Annotated in this window: 18 protein-coding genes and 3 pseudogenes; 14 read left to right on the forward strand and 7 right to left on the reverse strand. The window is 50.6% G+C overall.

The features are described from left to right. Nucleotides 1–809: 809 nt before the first annotated feature. The 3 genes from B8987_RS17745 to B8987_RS19880 all read left to right on the forward strand — a co-directional run bounded on the left by B8987_RS17745 (nt 810) and on the right by B8987_RS19880 (nt 3318). Nucleotides 810–1025 carry a hypothetical protein gene (locus tag B8987_RS17745; protein ID WP_084661974.1) on the forward strand — a complete coding sequence of 72 codons (216 nt, stop codon included), beginning with the start codon at nt 810–812 and terminating at the stop codon, nt 1023–1025. Further along, complete coding sequence (locus B8987_RS17750; protein WP_084661976.1) at nt 1025–2743, forward strand: helicase C-terminal domain-containing protein; 1719 nt, start codon at nt 1025–1027, stop codon at nt 2741–2743. Before B8987_RS17745 ends, B8987_RS17750 begins: the two co-directional genes overlap by 1 nt. Before the next feature lie 200 nt (nt 2744–2943). Continuing rightward, on the forward strand, nt 2944–3318 hold the full coding sequence (locus B8987_RS19880; protein WP_084661978.1) for a hypothetical protein: 375 nt from the start codon (nt 2944–2946) through the stop codon (nt 3316–3318). A 221-nt stretch (nt 3319–3539) separates the two neighbouring features. On the opposite strand, the pseudogene B8987_RS17760 reads toward B8987_RS19880, so the two are convergent. Beyond that, a pseudogene (locus tag B8987_RS17760) lies at nt 3540–4400 on the reverse strand (IS3 family transposase); the annotation flags it as partial. 151 nt (nt 4401–4551) lie between these two features. Further along, nucleotides 4552–4683 (reverse strand): hypothetical protein, encoded by a 132-nt coding sequence (locus tag B8987_RS20160; RefSeq protein ID WP_020374146.1) that lies wholly within the window; start codon nt 4681–4683, stop codon nt 4552–4554. A 1021-nt stretch (nt 4684–5704) separates the two neighbouring features. Here B8987_RS20160 and B8987_RS20285 point away from each other — a divergent pair. Beyond that, nucleotides 5705–6088, forward strand: a complete 384-nt coding sequence (locus tag B8987_RS20285; protein ID WP_020374145.1) for an MBL fold metallo-hydrolase — start codon at nt 5705–5707, stop codon at nt 6086–6088. Between the two features lie 166 nt (nt 6089–6254). After that, nucleotides 6255–6386 carry an HU family DNA-binding protein gene (locus B8987_RS19780; RefSeq protein ID WP_020374144.1) on the forward strand — a complete coding sequence of 44 codons (132 nt, stop codon included), beginning with the start codon at nt 6255–6257 and terminating at the stop codon, nt 6384–6386. A 158-nt stretch (nt 6387–6544) separates the two neighbouring features. Here B8987_RS19780 and B8987_RS17770 read toward each other — a convergent pair whose 3' ends face one another. Continuing rightward, entirely contained in the window at nt 6545–6751 is a 207-nt protein-coding gene (locus tag B8987_RS17770; RefSeq protein WP_020374143.1) for a hypothetical protein, read from the reverse strand. Nucleotides 6752–6959: 208 nt separating this feature from the next. Between B8987_RS17770 and B8987_RS17775 the strand changes: the two genes are divergently transcribed. The 3 genes and pseudogenes from B8987_RS17775 to B8987_RS20290 all read left to right on the forward strand — a co-directional run. Beyond that, a protein-coding gene (locus B8987_RS17775; protein ID WP_176213305.1) for an IS3 family transposase occupies nt 6960–8097 on the forward strand; the annotation gives its coding sequence in 2 pieces (ribosomal slippage) (nt 6960–7226 and nt 7228–8097; 1137 coding nt in all). Between the two features lie 828 nt (nt 8098–8925). Continuing rightward, entirely contained in the window at nt 8926–9855 is a 930-nt protein-coding gene (locus B8987_RS17785; RefSeq protein ID WP_020374140.1) for a TIGR02391 family protein, read from the forward strand. Nucleotides 9856–10871: 1016 nt separating this feature from the next. Beyond that, nucleotides 10872–11926, forward strand: a pseudogene (locus B8987_RS20290) (IS110 family transposase); the annotation flags it as partial. Nucleotides 11927–12200: 274 nt separating this feature from the next. Here B8987_RS20290 and B8987_RS19470 read toward each other — a convergent pair. The 4 genes and pseudogenes from B8987_RS19470 to B8987_RS17805 form a co-directional block, all read right to left on the reverse strand. Continuing rightward, complete coding sequence (locus B8987_RS19470; protein WP_176213278.1) at nt 12201–12566, reverse strand: DDE-type integrase/transposase/recombinase; 366 nt, start codon at nt 12564–12566, stop codon at nt 12201–12203. A gap of 102 nt (nt 12567–12668) precedes the next feature. Continuing rightward, nucleotides 12669–13028 (reverse strand): hypothetical protein, encoded by a 360-nt coding sequence (locus B8987_RS19475; RefSeq protein WP_100217818.1) that lies wholly within the window; start codon nt 13026–13028, stop codon nt 12669–12671. 65 nt (nt 13029–13093) lie between these two features. Beyond that, entirely contained in the window at nt 13094–13294 is a 201-nt protein-coding gene (locus tag B8987_RS17800; protein WP_020373405.1) for a transposase, read from the reverse strand. 81 nt (nt 13295–13375) lie between these two features. Then, nucleotides 13376–14194, reverse strand: a pseudogene (locus B8987_RS17805) (IS1634 family transposase); the annotation flags it as partial. A gap of 503 nt (nt 14195–14697) precedes the next feature. On the opposite strand from B8987_RS17805, the gene B8987_RS17810 reads away from it, so the two are divergent. From B8987_RS17810 to B8987_RS17835, 6 genes are all read left to right on the forward strand, one after another. Then, the gene (locus B8987_RS17810; protein ID WP_020373403.1) at nt 14698–15735 is read left to right on the forward strand and encodes a Gfo/Idh/MocA family protein; all 1038 of its coding nucleotides are present in this window, start codon (nt 14698–14700) and stop codon (nt 15733–15735) included. 20 nt (nt 15736–15755) lie between these two features. Then, nucleotides 15756–16496 (forward strand): thioesterase II family protein, encoded by a 741-nt coding sequence (locus B8987_RS17815; protein WP_020373402.1) that lies wholly within the window; start codon nt 15756–15758, stop codon nt 16494–16496. 144 nt (nt 16497–16640) lie between these two features. Further along, on the forward strand, nt 16641–17855 hold the full coding sequence (locus B8987_RS17820) for an MFS transporter (protein WP_084662369.1): 1215 nt from the start codon (nt 16641–16643) through the stop codon (nt 17853–17855). 392 nt (nt 17856–18247) lie between these two features. Next, a complete protein-coding gene (locus B8987_RS17825) occupies nt 18248–19246 on the forward strand; it encodes a hypothetical protein (protein ID WP_020373399.1) in 999 nt (332 codons plus the stop codon). Between the two features lie 155 nt (nt 19247–19401). Continuing rightward, a complete protein-coding gene (locus B8987_RS17830; RefSeq protein ID WP_100217817.1) occupies nt 19402–20286 on the forward strand; it encodes an FkbM family methyltransferase in 885 nt (294 codons plus the stop codon). Between the two features lie 200 nt (nt 20287–20486). Next, a complete protein-coding gene (locus B8987_RS17835) occupies nt 20487–21299 on the forward strand; it encodes a Cof-type HAD-IIB family hydrolase (protein WP_020373397.1) in 813 nt (270 codons plus the stop codon). Nucleotides 21300–21356 lie beyond the last annotated feature (57 nt).

Below are 21356 nucleotides of genomic sequence, written 5' to 3' on the forward strand. Positions count from 1 at the left end.
AACGGAAAGTGCGAAATGCTCATGAGTCTCCTCTGGTCTGAGGAGATTGATTTTGTTTCACTCTTTTATCGCAAGGCGAGATGCATTAAAGATGGCTTTTAAACTCTCTTTTCAACAATTGCACCGAATAGGCAATGGGCAGTTCGCTAGACATCCTCATTGTTTATTATAAAGGAGCTTTTGGCCAGTTCGCACCTCCACCATGGCTAGGTTATGTCATGGTATTTGGCTAATCTCAGGGGTCTACCACTCTTGTCCGCGTTCAGAAATCCCACTTAGTTCCACAATTTTAAAAAACGTCATATGCCTAAAGGTATTGCTCTGTTCTGTATTGAACTCTTGCGCGAAAGGAATTTACACAGCAGCTGTCCTTCTGATGACGAGTTGCAAAGGTGGAGAACAGGGCGAGTATTGAGAACTACTTCCTGAATTAACGATGTCTCAATTTTCGCGGTCCCTCATTAGCCACATCATCGGACCTAAAATCCCAGGCATTCGGTCGTTATATGAAGAACCGTTAGGGCAACTACGTAGTGTTCGCACGCCTTGAGGGTGGATCAATGGCGAAGTCTGCGACACAGCCGAAAAGGAATTTTTGGCTCTCGTGGCGAATTTTGGGATAACGGGCATCCGTTGTCGGTAAGGTATGTTGCTCACAGCAGGGAATCGTTGGTTTATCTCTTCTTAGCTTTGGCTGAACGGTATGAGACGACGAATGCCTAATCTGGAATGGGCTAGTGAACCGGTGGGTTCCGGTTGCCACCCGGCGCAAAATACGAAGCGTCTCATTGATTGGAGGACTACGATCTATGAATATTTTCGAAAAAAAACTTAGGCAAGGTCATAGCCCCTCGTTACCTATTCATCCTGTCGAGCTATTCCATTCACTGTTGCATCAAGAGGGCTATGAATATCTTAGGGGAGTCCAAGAGGAAGTTCTTACCCAGTGGCATGACAACCGCCACAAGCGCGACGTGGTGGGAAAGATGAATACCGGTGCGGAAAGACCCTTACCGGGCTATTGATGTTATACTCCAAACTCATTGAAGGTTATGGTCCAGCTTTGTATGTGTGTCCAGATAATCAACTTGTCGACCAAGTTATCGAACAGGCCCGTAACTATGGGATTCCGGCATGCGTTTTCGATGGGAGTGGAGGTTATCCATCTGAATTTCTGAACAAGCAGTCCGTGTTAGTCTGTAATTTTGACAAGCTTTTCAATGGTAAGTCTATCTTTGTGCGAGATAACATTCAACTAGGAGCTGTCCTCCTTGACGATGCTCATACCGGAGTCAGGCGGGTCCGTCAAAATGCAACTATTACGATACCTCGCAGTCATGCTTTGTTCCAGCGATTACTGTTGCTCTTTCAGAAGGATTTAGAGAACCAGGGCGCGGGTACGTTCGCCCGCATTTTCGACAATGATCCTTCGCCAAGAGCGTTGATGCGCGTTCCTTATTGGGCATGGGTGTCCAATCATGACCTTGTCGTTCGTATGATCAACGAGTATCGTACAGACGATGCCATTGATTTTGCGTGGCAATTGCTCGCAGATGATTTACTACAGTGTGACTGTTTTATCTCATCCCAGGGTCTCGAAATATCTCCTATGCATGTCCCCTATCACCTGAATCCTCCGTTTCATGAGGCAAAGCACCGATTTGTGTTGTCTGCGACGTTTGAGGATAACTCGGACTTACTAAGAGACTTGGGGATAAGCAGCGATAGCGCTCTCAATGCATTGGTACCCAAGGACCGGAAGGACATTGGCGAACGGCTGATTTTAGCCCCAAGTCGCTTTGACCTTTCGCTCGACGACGAGGCCGTAAGAAAGCTGTTAGCAGATTACACCCACTCACACCTGGTCAACACGGTTGTCCTTGTGCCTTCCCACTTTCAAGCGGACAAATGGCGCAACTTGGGTGCTACGATTGTTGATAGAAATAATATCTCTGATGCTCTCGTTACGTTGAAGCAGGTCAAAGGTAATTTGATGGTATTCGTAAACCGGTATGATGGGGTAGACTTGCCGGGCGACATGTGCCGAATTTTAGTTCTGGATGGTCAGCCTTCTGATCATTCTCTTAGGGACCGGTATTTAAATTCAGTTCTAACAGATTCTTCGGCCGTTAACGCCAAACTCGCTCAAACAATAGAACAAGGGCTAGGGCGCGCCGTCCGGTCGGGGAGTGACTATTCCGTGGTTTTTCTTCTTGGCGCTGAATTGGTTCGATTCCTGAGCGTGCAGAGTAACTATCAATACTTCGCCCCGGTGACGGCTGCACAACTCTCGCTGGGGCTGCAACTACTCGATGGGGAAGACCGGTCAAATCCTAGTGACACCATTGTTAATATAGTGGGATACTGTCTTGCGCGAGATGTGAATTGGAGACAATATCATCATAACATTATTACGAGTGTAAGCCAAAATGTGAGCACTCATAGGACGCTATCCCTAGATACCGCGAGAGCCGAAGCCGAAGCGATTCGCCTATATAGGCAACGCAATTACCAAGCAGCCAGTCAACGCATCTTAACGCTCATTGAAGAAAGAAAAAGTGAGTTGTCGCAGCGCGAATTGGGCTGGTATTTCCAACTCGCGGCGCAACTATTGTTTCCAGGTAATCGAGTGCGTTCAAACGATCTGCAAGCAAAAGCAGCACAAACTACCACAGGATTGTTTCATCCCCTTTGGGACCGGTCTATAACCGGGTTACTCCTTCAGGCCGTCAAAGTGCCATAATACGTCGACAAATAGCGGAATTTGAGCGGCCTCAGGACATATTAATACATTTAGAGAGTATTTTAAGCCACCTCCATTATAACCCTGATATTCCAGCGGAGCGCTTTGAATCTAATCTCGCCAATGTCGGTCGTTTTCTGGGGTTCGGCGCTCAGGAACCGGAGCGCGACCTCGGCACGGGCCCAGATGTACTCTGGTGCATGGCTGATGGGCATTATCTCATATTGGAAGCTAAATCACGGGCTATGCATGATAAGATTTCCAAGGCAAATCTGGCACAGCTGTATCATTCGGAGAAATGGTTTCAAGAGCATTACGGGGCCGACCAAGAATACACTTTAGTTACGCTTCAACCTCCGAGTACCAAGGAGGAAGATGTGACGGTAAGCGAAAAAGTACGGGTTATAGATCAGCAAGCATTGGAAGATTTGCGGGCGAATCTCCGTGGTTTAGTACGAGCCCTGGGGACTACACCACCGCATGCACATACGGAACAAGAAATACAGCAGTTGCTTAATTCACACTATCTATCGTCAAAGCAGTTTCGGGAAAGATATTTGAAACGCATTCAATAATGGCCCAAACCATTTTACTAAATTAGATCTTATTGTCAGGACAGATTTTATCCTCAAAGTGTGAGATGGACGTCCTTCCTTTTGGTCTTCTTGGGGGACTTTATCCCCCCGTTTGGCGTGGGCCGTTTGTTGGCCCGTCGGCAAACGGGGGGCCAGCCCAAAGGGTTGTTTGTGGGGTCTCACGCGAATCCCAGGAAACCTCTCCGAGGGTTTTCTTCCCGTCAATCGGGGTCCGGTGCCGGCAGGGGCGAATACCAGGCGGCGGGGGGTGTATAGCCCAAGGCCTGGTGAAGCCGTTGATAGTTATAGAATGTGAAGTATCGGCTCAGGCCGGACCATGTTTCCCACGGTGAGCGGTCATCGTGCAGATCCACGTCGTCGTATTTTGCGCTGCGTCATAGCCATTCTGTCAACATGTTGTTCCATGCTCGCCCTTTACGGTCTAAGCGCATCTGAACCTTCTTGGCCAACAACAAGGCCGTGTATTGGGGATTGGTCAAAGGGCTGCCGTGATCGTGATTCCCAATGGTCTGAGTAGCGATGAACAACGCCCGCTCCGCGGCCGTGAGCACAAAGGGCAGTTCCAAGGTTTCGGAGAGTTCCCACGCCACCACAAACCCACCAAATAAAGCCAACCATGCACCAATCGGATATACGTGACGTCAATTCCCCACACGTAATTGGGGTACGCCGACGTGATGCCTTTCAATCAATACGGATACACCGGGTGCTGCGGATGGCGGGTACTCGTCTGGGAACCCGGTGCGAGCCCCCAAATGCCCATCTCCCGCATGGTGCGCTGCACGCGCTTACGGTTCACGGTGTAACCTTCCTGGTTCCACTGAGCCGTCATCCGTCGGGATCCGTAAAAGGGCCGATCGGTATCAATGTCATTGATTCGATGCTTGAGGGCGATCTCGTCGGCATCCGGCCCGACGGGCCGGTCATAGAGGCTGGAGCGGTTGAGGCTCAACCAGTGGGCTTGGATCGTTAACGCTGTCAGCTGTTGTTGGAGCGCTTGGGACTCGGTTAAACAACTGCGGAAAGTTCTCAAGCGCCTGGCGCTTCCAGCCCGGAATCTGTGTAGATGGAAATGACATGAAGTATCCCATTTCGTAGCAACGTCGAGTCATAATGTCCCACAATACGTCTGAAACGAGGAGGGACTCTTGGCTCTACTGGGGGGCCTAGCGGTGTCGTCTCGAAACGGACAGGGTACAGACGATAAAATGCTCACCATGTCGTAAAGCTAGAGGGCCCTATCTGGGATTCATAGAGGCGTTTTCCTTCTAACAGAATATCGTGCTGTTCAGAAGAAACGCTGTCCAAATTCACGAAGCCTCCGTAGGTTTTTTGGTATGTCATAATGGCGTCTCCAAATTCTCAGTGCTATCACTGTGGGTGCCCTAATATGTGCGGCGCACATGGCTTTATTTCCAGAGCATGAGCCAAGGGGCAGCAACGCCTTTTTCGATAATGAATATAAGTTAAGGACCAGGAGATAGTCCTGGTCCTTATGGCGTATAAAGAGCTATGCTCTACAGCGCAATTACCTGCCATTGGCAGACCCGGCCTCTTCCGATAAAGACCCAACCCTTATTAATCCCCAGAGTTGGTGCTAATTGTTGATACGCCAGCAACGTCCGGCACTGCACGGGCGGGATGGTGCAATATTTGGGTCATTGGGCACCACCTCCTTAAGCCAAGATTAACACAATACTCCGCGGAACTTCTAGTTGCGGTTAAATCATATTGAATCAGGCACGCGTTCGGTCTTCTTCACAAAAAACGCGTCCACAAAAGTCGATCTTTCACGAAATGAAAGTGACGTTCCACAGGCACTTATTTTTTGTATTCGGCAAGCAATGCGGCGGCCGACAGGTAGTCGGCGGGGGCGGTGGTGATGAGGACAAATGTACTGCACCGTTCTAATTAGCATTGGTGTCGGATCCCAATCGATGGCACTAAAGGCTATCTCGACATGCCAGGTCATCACGCTGTCATCCAGAGTAGTGCTTTTGCCCGGCCGACCCGGCCGCGTTTATCGAGTCTGCGAGCGGATTGTCTCGGTGATATGATTGTTGGCGCTAATGCTATTTGTCATCGGATCGACTAAAATAGCGGTCATATTAATATCCGGGGTCCGACTCACTCCGTTCGCATGATTACGACGAACCACTGGATCTCATCGAACCCTTTCTTCCATCGATCGGTGACCGGTGACTGCTTACCTTCGTGTACGAATGTATCGTCGTGAGATATTCACGTTATCCACACCCTTGACATGAGGGCTGAAACCAGCTCCCTTTTTCCCCCGGCCGGGGAAAAAGGGAGGATCAAGGCCGAGAATCCACGACGTCTTACAATATGAGGGGCCATAGGTAAAATGAAACTTACGAAGTTTCGCCACGCATGCGTTCGACTGGAAAAAGATGCCCAGAGCCTCGTGATTGACCCGCGCGCGATGACGCCGGAGCAAAACATCTTGGACGTTGCCACAGCCGTTCTCATCACCCACGAGCACTTCGATCACCTCGAGGCAGACCGTCTCATCACCGCCACCGCCCAGGATCCGCAACTGACGATCTACACCTGTTCCGGAGTGGCCCGGCACGTGGCAATTACGTGGTCGATTCCAACGCGTGTCATCAGAAGAATACCTTCCTTTCTAGTGTGCAGTATACCGCTTCAGAATTTTCCTGAGAGTCGAAGCGAGGCGAAGAGATGCTGTCGGATTATCAGGCTCAGGCCACTGCAACCGCCGACGTAGACCGAGGGACCTAGGGATCGGAGGTAGCTGGTATGTTCTTCTATGCGCAATTACAGCAAAACAGAGGCCTACGAGACATATACCGCACATAGTGTTTGTGAGAACCTATCCCTGCTACCAAGGAATGGCCAGGGTTCAAAGCCTATAGGAAGGGGATCGTCAGAGCATGAACAAAGCGGAACTCGTACGGCGGATTTCGCATGACGTGGGCATTGTGCAGGAAGATATGCGTCCGATTCTGAATTGCCTCATCAACATCATGGGGCAGACGCTGGTGCGGGGCGAACCCATTCAGTAGGTCAGCTTAGGTACCTTTGGCGGCCAACAGATCGCGACAAGGGTCGTCAAGCACCCCCAAACGGGGAAACTCATCCGCATTCCTGCCCGGTGTTTCGGCGGGATAAATTTTTGCGGGATTTTACAACAGCGGGCCTATGTTTCGGTGACGCCTATTGGCTAAGCATCCAAAGCCCCCTGACTGAAAGCCTGAACAAGTGGGTCATCGACGGCAATCCATTCTCTGTCATATGTTGCGACGATGAGTCCCAGATGTTGCGCGATACGTTGACAGTCCGTCGCAGAATAGTGGTGATAGGTGCGTAAATGGTGAAGCCAGTGATCTAGAACATGTCCCATAGCGGGGTGATGCGGATTGGGTATCATGGTGTGAAGCCTCCTAAGCAGTTGTCGTTAGGGTTTATTCTAGTTGAGGTGTCTTACATAGACCATGGTCTAAATGTGTAACAGACAATAGAGGAGATATTTTCATCTGAGAGGACTTTGAAGAATGTGCGTCGAACCTCCGAAACCTATAGTGGTCCCCAAAAACTAGACAATTTTGGAGGCCGTCAAGTGTTACACTGGACATATGATGGCGAAACAAAAACGGCATTCTGCCACCTTCAAAAGCCAAGTGGTGCTCGAAATGCTCAAGGAAGAAAAAACCGTCAGCCAGATTGCCGCCGAATACGGCATTCATCCCAGTCAACTGCATCGCTGGAAGCGCCAGGCGCTCGAGAACTTTCCGCAGTTATTTACCGAGTCCCAAGCGCTCCAACAACAGGCCCAAGCCCACCAACAACAGCTGACCGAGCTTTATGCGGAAATCGGCAAACTGACCACACAAGTCGAGTGGCTCAAAAAAAAATCTGGCCTCGACCCTGACCCGCGATGAACGGATGACCTTGTTGGATCGGGGAGCGGATACGCTCCCGTTGACGACGCAAGCCGCGTTGTTAAGCCTCAACCGCTCGAGCCTCTATTACCGGCCCGTCGGGCCGGATGCCGAGGAGATCGCTCTGAAGCATCGCATCGATGAAATTTACATCGATCGACCGTTTTACGGGTCCCGGCGGATGACGGCTCAGTTGAACCACGAGGGTTACGCCGTAAACCGCAAACGCGTGCAGCGCACCATGCGGGAGATGGGGATCTGGGGGCTCGCTCCGGGGCCCCAGACCAGCACCCGCCATCCCCAGCACCCGGTGTATCCGTATTTATTGAAAGGCGTCACGCCGGCGTACCCCAATCATGTGTGGGGGATTGACGTGACCTATATCCGGATGGTGCATGGTTGGCTATACCTGGTGGCCATTATGGATTGGTATTCACGGTTTGTCGTGGCGTGGGAACTCTCCGAAACCTTGGAACTGCCCTTTGTGCTCACGGCCGCGGAGCGGGCGTTGTCCATCGCCAGCCCCACCATTTGGAATCACGACCAAGGGAGTCATTTTACCAGCCCCCAATACACGGCCTTGTTGTTGGCCAAGGAGGTGCAAATCAGCATGGACAGTAAGGGGCGGGCGTTGGACAATGTATTGACGGAACGGCTGTGGCGCAGTGTGAAGTATGAAGAGGTGTATCTACACGATTACCGTTCACCCCGGGAAGCCCGATCGGGCTTGAGCCGATACTTTACGTTCTATAACTATCACCGGCTGCATCAATCCTTGGGCTACACGCCACCCGCGGCCTGGTATTCGCCCCTCCCGTCCCTCGACCGGGAGTGATGTTGCCCGGGATTGAATCCCCCACAGACAGCCCTACGGGCTGGGCCTCCTGTTTGTCGACGGGCCGACAACGGCCCTCGCCAAACAGGAGGGTAATGGTTCCGATGAAGACCCAAAGGAAGGAGGCCAGTCTCACACTTTGGGGGTCAAAAATCTGTCTTGACAATGGGGTCCACCTTAACCTTTACAAGGCGTTCTATTCTCCGATTGAAACGACATTGCAAATGCTAACAACAATTTACACTCTCTTAGATAACTTAAGAGCCACTAGTACGCTATTCTTCATGACACTGTCGTCGGCATCGGTCAGGGAAAACGGTTCGTTCGGGATTAGTGGGAGTTTTCGCGCTATGTCGGCGCGTTTTCTATTCTGCGAATGTTTTCATTGACTAGAAACGATGTGAGGTAATCCGTAACTACGTGTTCGCATGCTGGACTCCAGCTCTAGAACTAGCTTAATTCCGTTTTCAAAATTGGAGATTTTTGCTAAATTGAAAATGGTCAGGCAGACCAATTTGTGTGGCTCCCCGATCGTGATTAAGTGTCACGAGACATGGCTGTTTTCGTTTCGCCCGCTTGACACCGAATTATAGACAATATGCGTAAACTAATGCCATGCTACTTAGGGTTAATGATGTTCGATTCGGGGTATGTCACTTCCTGCATTAAAAAATAATTTTAGAGTCCGCTCCGTGGTTAAATGGAATATTAGCATTGAGCGAGGCATTGCCTAGTTTCTTAAGAAGATTCTATGCGACTGTGAGACGTTCCAAACGGTTATGACAATGTTGAAAACCGTGTTTAAGGGATTATAGGAGATGTTAATTCGTGACTCGTCAGAAAAGGCAGTTGATAGTCCAATATCTGGGCAGTCGGGGGGTTACTTTGCCTTGCTTGCAAGCCGTTGTGACGATCCTTGCCAGCCCTTACCGCTGTCGAAACGCTACCGTAATTTTTGAGAAGAGAGCCCCAGGCCAAACCCATTCAGCAGTTTGTTTCGCGGTATGGGACTGGCTTGACCACCCGGTGACAATTATTCCTGACGGATTCGGAACCCATGGAGGAACTGGGGGATGGGGACTTGCCGTCGCCCTAGAGTTGTTTAAATTTAGTAAGGTGCCTCTCGCTGAATATTGGGCCTCCAATATCCAGTTCGAACGGGTGGCAAGTGGGTTTCCTACCGTCAAGGACATTAATGATATCCAACGAGATTCTAACTGGGCACCGAGTTGGCCAATGTATATGCGTGACTTTGAGGAACGTTTGTGGATAGAAGCCTTAAATGGTGATGGGGTTTCATTTCCCTATGGTCTTATTCTCCCGGAACTGTTAAGTGACGTCAGGGGTTTTCGGGATGACCCCGAAACATGCGTGTTAAAAGCGATCAAGCGACTGGAAACAGCCATTCGCAAGATGGGAGAATATAGTGCGGATCTTGTTGGCGACAATCTAATCAGTCAGGCTATGGGAGAAAAAGGAGTCTTGCAGCCGAAGGGCGAAGTAAAGAACGAGATTCAGTCGTGGTTGTTACTGTATCGCGGACTCATTGGAGCGATTCGAAATCCTCTGAGTCATCGGCATGTAGATATGAACTTTGAATTCGCAATGGAACAGATCATCTTTGTAGATTTATTACTTCGTAAACTTAAATCGGATTATCCTTTGCAGTATGAACAGTGGCAGCAATCCTTGAAGGCCCCGAATAAGGTGGAGTGGACGGATGGCAATCACGAAGAACAGGATGACGCCGGTGTCTAGAAGAATCCTGTAATAAATTGTTAGGCACGTTTTTTGATTAAAAAAAGATCCCTCTCATAGATTTGGAATACTGACACAACAACTGAATTCAAGGGGCACAGTTAAATGGCTACGTACAGTGTAAAGCAGGGTGGCCTGGAAAATCATGTGCTGGAGGTCGGCGGTATCGATGTGGCGAAGGTAGCATTACATTCAGTGGCTCGATAAGAGCAGGTCGTCGATCGCGAACCCTTTCGATTTGCTAACATTTGTACAGGATTTCAGGGTATGGAAGCAGCGTTTATCGCATTGGGGCATCGACAGGCCATAGTTAGGGGGCCATTGGCTCTGCACGCAAGGCGTAGAGGCCATGTTTGTGTAGCCAGTTCGGATCTCTGGACTCAAAGAGGTGGATGATAATACCCCGACCAAGCCCCATGCCAGGGACGCCGGAATGCTGACGTGACTGGCAACATAGGCAACACCATCAGGACGTTATGCGGTGATGAGTGCAGAGCGACAACTGAATCCATCAGTACATTTCGGAATTTCTGACGGTGTTCGAGGCATGGAATTAGTGGCCCACGCGGTGCCTCAACCAAACCGAAAACTCTAGGAATTTATTCCAACTAATCGTTATCATGCGAAATAACGTGAGACAAGGTTCGTTGTCTAGTTATTGGGGATTCAACCGCATAAAACGGCCGGTAAATCTTTTCGAAGTAGAGTCCGATATTGTGTGTGGGTATGATGGGAATCAAGCCCCGACACGCGGAGCAGGAATCGGCGGGCCATCTGTCGAACTGCTCGGTATTTCGTGGGCGAGCCGTGCGATGTCGCCGGGCGGAACGACTCGGTATTTTACCTGGGTCTGCACGCGATGCAGCGGTTCGCTTAGTGTGTGTGAGTGAGTTCCGCCCCGCGCACCGCCCCCATGAGCCGGTTCGGCCGGAGACTCGGATACGTGAATGCCCACAGGCACGGAATCATCCAGACATCACCAGCCACAAGACCATGGGAAAGGGAGGATAGGCGCCATGACGCGGTTCATGGGATGGGATCTGCATAAGAATTATATTCATGGCTATGTGTTTCAACCCGGCCAAAAAGGCACGCATTTCCGGTTTCTCAACACTCCCGACGAGTGGGCCCGGTTTGTCGCGACGCAACTCACGCCGGAGACCGCCGTCGCCATCGAAGCCACCGGAAATGCGTTCACAATCTATGATCGCTTGGTGGACTACGTCCGTCAAGGGGTGGTTATTCATCCGGCCGGGCTGAAGGGCCTCGGCGGCGGGCAATCCGGGCGTTGATTACCCAAGTCCGCGCTTGCCAGCAGCAGGAGACCGCGTGGCGGAACCGGGCGCGGAATCTGTTGATCCGTGCGGGCTATGCGGTCCCGCGGACGGTGGCCTTGCGGGAGTGGTTCGCCGCCCAGGGGGCGGAACTCGACGAGACGCTGCAAATCGTTTTCACCAGTGCGCTGACGATGGCCGAGCAGGCGCAGCAGGAAGGGGATCGCTTGCGGGGCGAGATTCTCCGGCGCTTGGCGGGGTACCCCGAGATGGCATGGCTCTGGAGCGTGCCTGGCCTTGGGGCCTGGACGGCTGCCGTGGTGTGGGCCTGGCTGGGCGATCCTCAGCGGTTTCGGTCGGCCCGCCAAGTCGGGCGGTATGCCGGATTGGATCCCAGCGTCCATCAATCCGGCGAAGCCGATTGGCGCGGACATATCAGTCATCAAGGGCCGGCAATTCTGCGGCAAGTGCTGGTTGAAGCGGCTTGGTGGGCGATTCGGGCGAAGGACACTCCCCTGCGAACATTTTATGCCCGCGTCGTCCCCCGACTCGGCAAACGGCGAGCCATTGTGGCGGTAGCGCGCAAGCTTCTCCTGGCCGCCTGGCGCGTGTGGCACGAGCAACGGCTGGCCCACGAAGTCGACTGGCGGCGGTATCAGAAAAAACTCAGTGCCATTCGCGCTATCCTGCGCACCGTGCCGTCATATCCGTTGACCGACCGATGGCAGATTCTGACCGGTGCAGAAGGTTCTGCTCCGGACCGCGCGGCGACGGAGGCGCGGGGACAACCCGTTTTGTCGACGATTCCGCCCCCCAAATTTGGACATTTGCGATCTCTTTCACGCGGATACGCATTGGGACATCCTATCAGCCCTACGGGCTGGGACTGGGGGACAGGGGCCCGGGCGTCACTGCGCCCCTGTCCCCCCGTGCAAAAGTCGCTAGCTTTTCTACACTGTGACGGGCATCCCGGTCGCTTGCCCTCCCGCGACGCGTTGTCGCATCGTCGCCGGGGACCAAAATTCTCAGCTCCCATGCAGCCGATCTGGTTATAAAAGGCAATCCATCGCGTTATGGCCGCATAGGCCTCGCCATATGTGGCCAATGCTTGAGTGAGACACTCGCGCTCCCACGGAGCATGCCACGACTCATAAAGGCGTTTTTATTCGGCGTGGCCACCGGAATGCGTTCATGTTCCAGACCATAGGCGGCACAAGCCGTTTCGAATGCCTCGGCGATCAACGGGGGGCCATTGTCCGTCCGTAGAACGGGAGGCGTTTGCCATTCCGATTGACGGGGGAGCACCGCGTGTTTTAGAGTTCGCACAACATCCGTCGCCTGACAATGGAGTCCCATGTGGTCAGCAATAATCATGCGGTCACACACATCGATAATGGCTTGGCGAGACAAAAACCGATCCTCACCCGCGATAGACACAGAGGTCATGTCCGTTTGCCAGAGCTGGTTGGGAGCCGTGATGATGCGGTTCCGCGCCAGCCGGCGCGGATGCCGGATGCGGCGTTTTCGCTGAGGCCATAATCAGGGTCCCTGTCGAAGGAGGCGATACACCTTTTTGACACGAATCTGTAGATGATCGCGTCGTCGCAAGACCCCTGGGATTTTGTGATACCCATAAGCCGCATTCTCCGTCGTCAGAATATCGGTCATCCCGTCCATCATCGGGCCATCGGCGATTTTCTGGCCATTTTGTGTGACGCGGTATCCTCGCGGAGGTCGACCCGGCGCCTGATGGCGCCGATCCGGTTCAGCATGGCGTTGGCGATGACGCCACGCATAACAGGGGGCCCGTGAAAGGCGAATCGTCGCACACCATCGGCGAAGGGACACCGGGGGAGCGCGGTGATGCCCCTCCATCACGTGTTCACACCATGCTGTCACGGACGGATCCCCTTTTTTTGCAGCCGATCGTGAAGCATGGCCATCGGCCGATCTTTTTCCCCGAGTCATGTCTTTAATCGTTCATTTTCGTCTACCAGACTCATGAGATCGGGGGGATGGTGGGCCGCCTTCACCGCCTCACGCACCCCACGACGCACCATGGATGGACTCAGCTGATGACGACGAGCGACTAAGGTCGCATTTTGCGTGTCTTGAGCTTCTTGAACAATCTGTTGCTTGAATTCCGGTGAATCGGTGTGATGCATCGTGCACACTCTCTCCTCTGAACTGATCATGATCCTACCAGGAGAGATCGCGATTGTCTCGTCTTCTTAAGGGGCTTAAAAGGCATCGGCACGCTCCCCGATTTTGCCGAGGGGAACCCAGGCGTTGGCCGCCAAGGCGGCCGTTTTCGCCTCTTGCGCCGCCCGAAAGGTATCCGGACAACGCGAGAGAAAGCGGAGCGAACGGTCAGCCATCGCCTTTAAGTTGGGGCCCGTGACGAGAGCGGAATCGGCCACATAGACGAGTTGTTGCAGTTGCTGGGGCGAAAAGTCATCGTCTAAGGCCGCAATCATCTCGGCATTGAGGGTTTTATCACTGAGATTCCCGTCTTGCACCGTGCCCACCACGGGAATGCCTTCCCGCGTCCCCAACAGCGTCAGAAGAATTTGACGAAGATCGGGACGATGATCCTTGGAATGGCCATAGGTGGGATGCACTCCGCTTGCCGAGTCAGGGTCCGGATACGTGCCATAGACCGAGCGAGTCGTACGATCCCCGTGGACAAACACCGGATTATCGGGCGTCCACACGTGGTCGTGCAAGAGTGCTCGCGTGGCGACGGCACTGAAAACGGTGGCACCGCCGGCAGCGGCGACTTTGTCCAAAGCGCGTCCGAGCGCATCATCGGTAAAATCGGCCGCGGTGCGGCCGGATCCCAATAACAAGGGCACATCGGTCAACTGAAACTGCGCGTGAACGCGATACAGCGGTTGACGAGCGGTGAGCAAATTGACGATGAGCGCGAAAATCCGTTCACCGGGCGACAGATGGCAACGCTGCGCATCCCACGCAACGGTCTGATTCACGGTCTCGACCAATCCGATTTCCTCACAGAGGGCCCGGATGACCGGTCCGGCGCCCACAACGAGGGGTGTAGGCATGGGTGTGTTCATAAGAGATGACTTCGCCAGGCAAGGCACCATCTCCTTTGCGATCAGCCCCCAAAAAATAATTTTTTTGTTCTCACCACGTGCGGAAGGTAAGTCATACGGAAATGATTCGCCATTTCCATTCCGTTTCCCTTTGCGGAATATTCCGAATATTAGACATCAAAAAATTCATTCCCCAAGAGATTCACGTGCGGAAAACCTGCTTTCAAGTGGTCCATTCAAAAGGGAAACCAACCATCGTATTTAGAAAGGGGATATTGAACATCGTATTGAGACAATTGAAAAGAGAAAAAAAGAGTAAGAACAAGTCCTGTTATACGGAAATTTCACGACTCTTATTGTCCCGCACTCCATTCCCGGCCATGCAAGTTTTTGAACCAAGAAGGGTTGCGTGGCGTGGATGCGCTGGTGGGTTAGCCGCATCTGAGGCCCCATTGGCTTGACAGTTATTGCATGTTATTCTGACTATACATAAAAATGAAGGAATGATGCTCATGTTGCGAATAGGGGTAGTCGGCACAGGAAATGTCGGCGCCAATCACCACATACCAGCGTACAAGTCCATGGGACATAAAGTAACGGTCGTTGCAGTCGCTGATGTGGTAGAAGAACAGGCCCGTCGTTGCGCTGAACGTTTTTCCATACCCCATTATTTCACTGATTATGACGAAATGTTGCGAACTATCGACTTGGATGCGGTGAGCGTTTGCGTGCCAAACGCATTGCACTCCGAAATCGTTATTGCGGCTATCGAGAAAGGCTGTCACGTCCTTTGTGAAAAGCCGCCAGCGGTTACCAGCCAACAAGCCGAGGCAATGCGAAACGTCTCTCAAACTAATAGTAAAATTTTAACATACGGATTTCACTACCGCTTCAAACCGGAAGTGAGGTTGGTAACACACTTCGCAGAGCGCTTAGGAGAGATATACGCTATCAATGTCAACGCAACCAGAAGACGTGGCATTCCGGGGTGGGGACAGTATGGTAATCGAGACCTCCAAGGTGGAGGTGCCCTAATGGATTTCGGGGTGCATTCATTGGACAGTGCCCTCTTCATCATGGGATATCCGCAACCCGATGTTGTTTTCGCTTGTTCTTATCGTAAGTTCGGTAATAAACCCGGATGGGGCTTCATGGGATCGTGGGACTGGGGGAACTTCAATGTGGAAGATATGTTACGGGGAATAGTTCGGTTTAAAAATGGAGCAAGTTTATTGTTTCAGACAGCTTTCTCTGCGAACGTAGGGGAGAACCAAACAGTCAAGATTTCGCTTATGGGAACCGAGGGAGGCGCAGAGGTATTTCCCCCCACAATTTTTGGTGAAGAGTATGGAGCGTTAACAAACATGGCCGTAATCACCCCGCCGACCGACAATCCGCGCAGAGAATTGATAGATGCCTTTGTCGACTCCTGTATTACGGAGCAGGTGAATAAATGGTTGCCCACTCCTCAGCAGGGTTACGAATTGCAAAGCCTGCTTGAGGCTATTTATAAGAGTGCTGATTCTGGTGAGCCAATAACAGTTCACTGAAATACGAAGGGAAAGAGTGCATGAATAACATTTTGCTGTTTAGTAGAAAGAAGGCGAAAGCACGCCTTTTGTGTTTTCCTCATGCCGGGGCTGGGGCAATATCCATAAAGCCGTTGGCTGACAACCTTCCAGATTGGATCGAAGTAGCAAGTATCAGATTACCTGGAAGAGAAAGTCGTTTCAATGAACCACTCCTGACGAGGTTTAGTGAGTTCAGGGACGATGCGTTATCTAGCATTCTCGAACTCCAAACCGATAAGACTCCGCTATTTTTGTTGGGTCAGTGTTCAGGCGCAACCTTAGCCTATGGAGTCGCTAAGTCTTTGGTTGCTTTACCAGGCACTGCCGTACTAGGGTTGATAGTTGTATCCAGCTCAAATCCAACGTTTCTCCGGCATCAAATGAGTGGGGTAAACTTGCGAGATTTGGCAGAAGAAGCAATGAATACAGGTATCCCCAAGGAGATACTGGATGTTACAGAATTTTCAAACATTATTTTAGAACAAATGGAAGCCGATTATCGATTGGTTTTCAATACGGTTTCTGAAGTGAGTTCGAACCCGGCTCCATTTCCTATCTTAGAATTCAGAGCTGTTGACGATAGACTCGAGAGTCCATCAAGGTGGGAAGGATTTTCCACCAATTGGGAGACCGCGGTTATTCCAGGAAAGCATCTTTTAATCCAAGAGAATCCACGAGACTTGGCAACTCTGACGCTAAGATTTATCGAACGCCTAAGTGATCCACAAACGAATATATGACGGTCTTTTCAAAATTTGGCCGACCTGTCTGCAGTACTCGGCGTAGGGACGAGAGAAAGCACAACTGATACTTGAGCGTGTTCTGTAGGGTAGCGGCAACGGAATTTGGCGAGGTGGTAAATTAAGATGAGGTTTATATTGCTAATGGTTGCCCGCGTGTTTAAGGACGTCGCGGATGGGTTTTTCCATATCGCGGCTGTGTGGCTTGTGGTTTCAAGGCACGGGAGCGGCGGCGGAACGGCTCTTTTCGCCTTTTGCGAATTGATTCCAGCTGTGGTCTTCGGTGCGATATCAGGTCCTTTTCTTGAGCGCCACCTTAAGGTTTGGTGGTCGGGTGGGTATCTAGTACGCGCTGCTTCGATTTTGACCCTGGTTCTATTTTCTCTTACGGGTCAATTAGTGTTGGTGGCAGTTTATATAGTTACCGCCGTTCAATCCTGCTTAAACTCAACCGATGAACCAATCGTTGTGGCGGTGATTCCTAGATTGGATGATCGACACCTGCAGAGCGCATACGCTCAGGTGCAATCAGTAGACAACGTAGTCACTATAGCTGGGCTGGCGGGTGCTGGATTTATAGTTGCAACGGTTTCTCCAGCTTTCACTTTAGAGTTGTCCGCAGCAATGTTTTTGGTGGCAGCAGCACTTGCAAGTTGGATCTCCACTGGCATTTCGACCTCGCATGAAGGTAGAATAGTTGTATCACGGAGTGTTCGGGGTACCATTCGAAGTTACGTGAGTGATATCTTTAAGGGATTCAGGATAGTCAATGAAGTGCCCCGCATTCGCGTCATCGCCATCGGATCATCGATCATAAACCTTGGTCTGGCACCATTCATTGCCCTTCTTCCTATTTTTGTTCGTTACCAGCTTCACGGTTCCGCCATGCAACTATCTATCCTTGAGGGAGCGACGGCGCTCGGTTCACTGGCCATGGGGATACTGCTTTCCCGCGCACAATTTGATCAGATGCGGTTATTTCTTTTTGGAAGTCTAGCCAGCGGTGTTGCCATGAGCCTGTTCGGCATCCAACGTAACACATGGCTGGCAGGTGTTTTGTTGATGATTCTTGGTGTAGCTCAAATCGCAATCAACGTCCCCGAAGTTAATGTGGTGCAAACCAAGCTTCCAGAAATTCAGCATGCACAGGTTTTCGCGGCCCTGTCTTCGCAGAGTCTAGCTCTACTCCCCGTGGGTCTAGCGGTTAGCGGTGTGTTTGCCACAAAAACGAACACAGGATATGAAATCACGTTTGGTGGCGGGCTGATCATGGCGTTGGCCTTGTGGCTTGGTGTTCGACGCATCTCGTTCAGGAGTAGTGGTACGCTACGTGATTCGGAAGACGATTATAGTGGTTAATTTCTGCGTAAGGAGGGCCGGAGGTGTCTTGCTCTCTTTTCGGTACAGCCAGTGGCAATTCACCCATGGATCAAGTCGAAAAAGTCCACACGTGCCCCCTCTAGAAGTAGGGGTTTTCCCTATATAGTGGCTGATGCGCAGGATTTCGCCACCGAAGATCGGAACGAAATGCGGGTCTGTCAAGTCAGAGATAACCGGGATCGCCAAGAGCGTAGGAGAAAACCAGAGTCATGGTACCCACGACTTTTCAGTCTCCTGGAACGGTCCAAGGTCCTTGGCGAATGAGAGGGACTTTCCGGACGAGAGACACGGTTCATACCTAGGTTGACAATTTTTCAATATATCTGGAAAATTGAAATTATCTAGTAGAGCTGTGTGGTGGAGGGGATATTTTGATAACCAGCGACTTCAATCGGTATTCGGACTGGCAAAAATCGCGACACTATGTGACATCGAATGGGGCTTTTGGCGCAGCCTCCTTTTTGCGCGAAACTTTCGAGGACTCACGCTGGTCGGGCTACTTCGCCGTAAGTGAAAGAAGAGCGGATGTTATAGTGCCGTTTTTTGTGGCCCGAATGGCTTCTGTGCACTCGACATATCTGGTAGAAACCTTTTTGAGAGAGGGGATAAATCTGACCGACCGCGCTTATATCGTGTTGATTGGTTCAACTCCAGGGGGCTTTCCGGGGTATCTCTTCCGAGCAGACAATTCGCCAGATACTACATTTGAAGGTCTTAGAGATGCCCTGGGTCAAATCGCGAGATATGGCGACCTGGACAACGCTAACCTTGTTATAGCGCACGGAAACGAAGATATGGTGCGAGCGCTCCTTGAACAACGCGCCACTAGCGTGGTAGTAAATGATGGATATCGTGCGGTTCTTCCAGTGCTGGACATCGAAAAGTTCCCAAGAAAAATCAAGCAAACATATAGAGCGGATATTCGTAAGTTTGAGGCTTTAGGTATTAGATGGACATTTGAGGAATGGAGAACGATTTTGCGGGAAGCTGGCGAGGCTATTATAGGAGTTAAATCCAGACACGGACTATCGGATTCCATCCTACGGTTGCAAGAGGAGTATTCTGCGATCGAAGACGAAGTTGAGATAAACGGTTGCCTAGTTACCGGACCCGATGAACGTCCAATTGGCGGAAGTATTATCTGGATTTATCAAGGGTTTCTCCACGTCGTAGAGGTCGGTATGACGAGCGACCCACAGTATGCAAAACATGCCTATTATGCGGCCGTTTTCCACGGTCCTATGGAATTAGCTCGAATCCGAGGTATCTCTGCCATAGATTTGGGCTTGGAGGCACTAACTCCTAAGCGCGCGCGTGGAGCGCAAATGGCCGAATCCTATCTAGTGAGGATATCCGGGGAGATGACATAATTGGATGCCTTTCAAGGGATATAAAGATTCGGCCTGAATCAAATTAAGAAGTTGAGTTGGGCAGCCACCAAATCTGAGAGTAAAGACGACGGGAACGTGGCACCTGACAAAACTGCAATTTAACGAGGAGGCTAATATGCTATCAAAGGAGGCAGATGATGATAGGAAACAAAGAAGCTGAAACCCAACAATTCCCGGTTGCTAACCATACTTTTCGGCAATCCGCTTTAAATGTGGTAAGGGCATATCGTGCGGGCAGAGGTTTGTCAAAATGGGCGCTGCCATTGTGGGTAGCAGCCTATTCCAAAGACACTCTAGCACACGCATTCGCTTCCAATCGGAGGAAGGTGTTCCTGGTCCATGAAGCAAATCATGATCTATCCATTGCTCTTCGCTGCAATCCCAGCGACATCTCTGTTTTGCGCGAGGTGTTTTTAGACCGTTCTTACGAGTTCCCTTATCCAATAAATCGCCATGACCCTACAATTGTTGATCTTGGAGCTAACATAGGGCTAGCCTCTGCATTTCTTCAGGCCAAGTATCCTTATGCGACAATTATCTGCGTTGAACCCTTAAATGAGAACGTAGGCATGATTAGACTTAATTGCGAACTAGGAAAATTTACTTGGAAAATCGAACCCTCAGCCGTTTCCGATGCCATCGGTGCCGTCAAATTCTTTGCCAGTGAGTGGTGGGGTTCTGGCTCGATTGTCCCCAGGGTAGGGCTGAGCCGCCAATCTTCTCCGAACCGATACGAGCATGCATGGAAGCTTCCTATCCGGAGTGTCAACACAATAACCATGGCCGAGTTAATTCGGAAGTACAGCCTTGAATTCATTGACATACTTAAGATCGACATAGAAGGCGCCGAGGCGGATCTCATTTTAAACGCAACTGGCTGGATTGAGAAAGTAGGTTCGATAGCGATAGAAATTCATGATAAATATGTCGATGGTCCGGTGATTCGCAGGGCCCTGGCTGATCGTGGTTTTTTTCTGTCTGGAAGTAGTCTCGGATGTGAATTTTACGTGCGGCGCTGAAGCAGAAAGGTAACAGATCGCTTGATTTTGGATGCATTCCGCTAAGAGATAGCCAGCCCTTCGGAAAACGATGACCATGTCCCGTTGTTCGACGTGCTATTTTCCTTACACAGTACATTGCACATACTTAAGGCCAACTCTCCAAAATGAAATTAATATATATTTTAGTAAAAAAGTAAATTATGTGGAGGATGGGATTCATGTTATCTAACATTAAACTTATTGCAATTGATCTCGACGGAACGTTGCTTAACAGCCAAGACCGTATTACGGCCCATACCAGAGACGTTTTACGAAAAGCAATAAAGCAAGGATACGTGGTGGTGATTGGAACCGGAAGGCCATATCGGCGAAGCAAACGGTATTACGAACAACTAAATCTCGAAACTCCTTTAATAAATTACCATGGGGCATTGGTTCATCATCCTCGAAATCCAACATGGGGCAACTTTCACAGTCCGTTGGGGTCATCAATAACCCAAGGAATCATTGAAAAGGCGCAGTCCTTTGGCGTACGAAACATTTTCGTTGATGTACGAGACTCTGATCTTTATCTTCAAAGCTATCACAAAGAACTTATGAGAAGATTTTTCAATCCGAGACATTTAAACATTTGTCTCCTTCGGGATTTTTCGTATTCCCCTGCGACATCTGTGTTAATCTATCCCTTTAGACACAACTATCAAGCTCTAAAGGAACATCTTTATCATCGTTTTTATGGAGAAATTCGTATAATTCAATGGGGACCGCCATGGAATCTTGTCGAGATTGTGACTCATGATGTGAATAAAGCTCTAGGCCTTAGCTACATCTGTAAGCAATATGATATTCATTCGGAAAACGTAATTTCATTCGGTAATGCTGAAAACGACATGGAATTTATTGATTTCGCAGGCGTCGGAGTAGCGATGGAAAACGCAATTCCCCAACTTAAAGAAAAAGCAAGCTTTGTCACCGCATCCAATGACAACGATGGGGTTGCGCAATTCTTGGAACAGCAACTATTATTGTAATTTTGAAATAGGTTGGGATCCTCATCGCATAGCCAGTGAAATATCTGCATACATGCT

This window comes from Sulfobacillus thermosulfidooxidans DSM 9293, from assembly GCF_900176145.1.
Taxonomy (GTDB): domain Bacteria; phylum Bacillota; class Sulfobacillia; order Sulfobacillales; family Sulfobacillaceae; genus Sulfobacillus; species Sulfobacillus thermosulfidooxidans.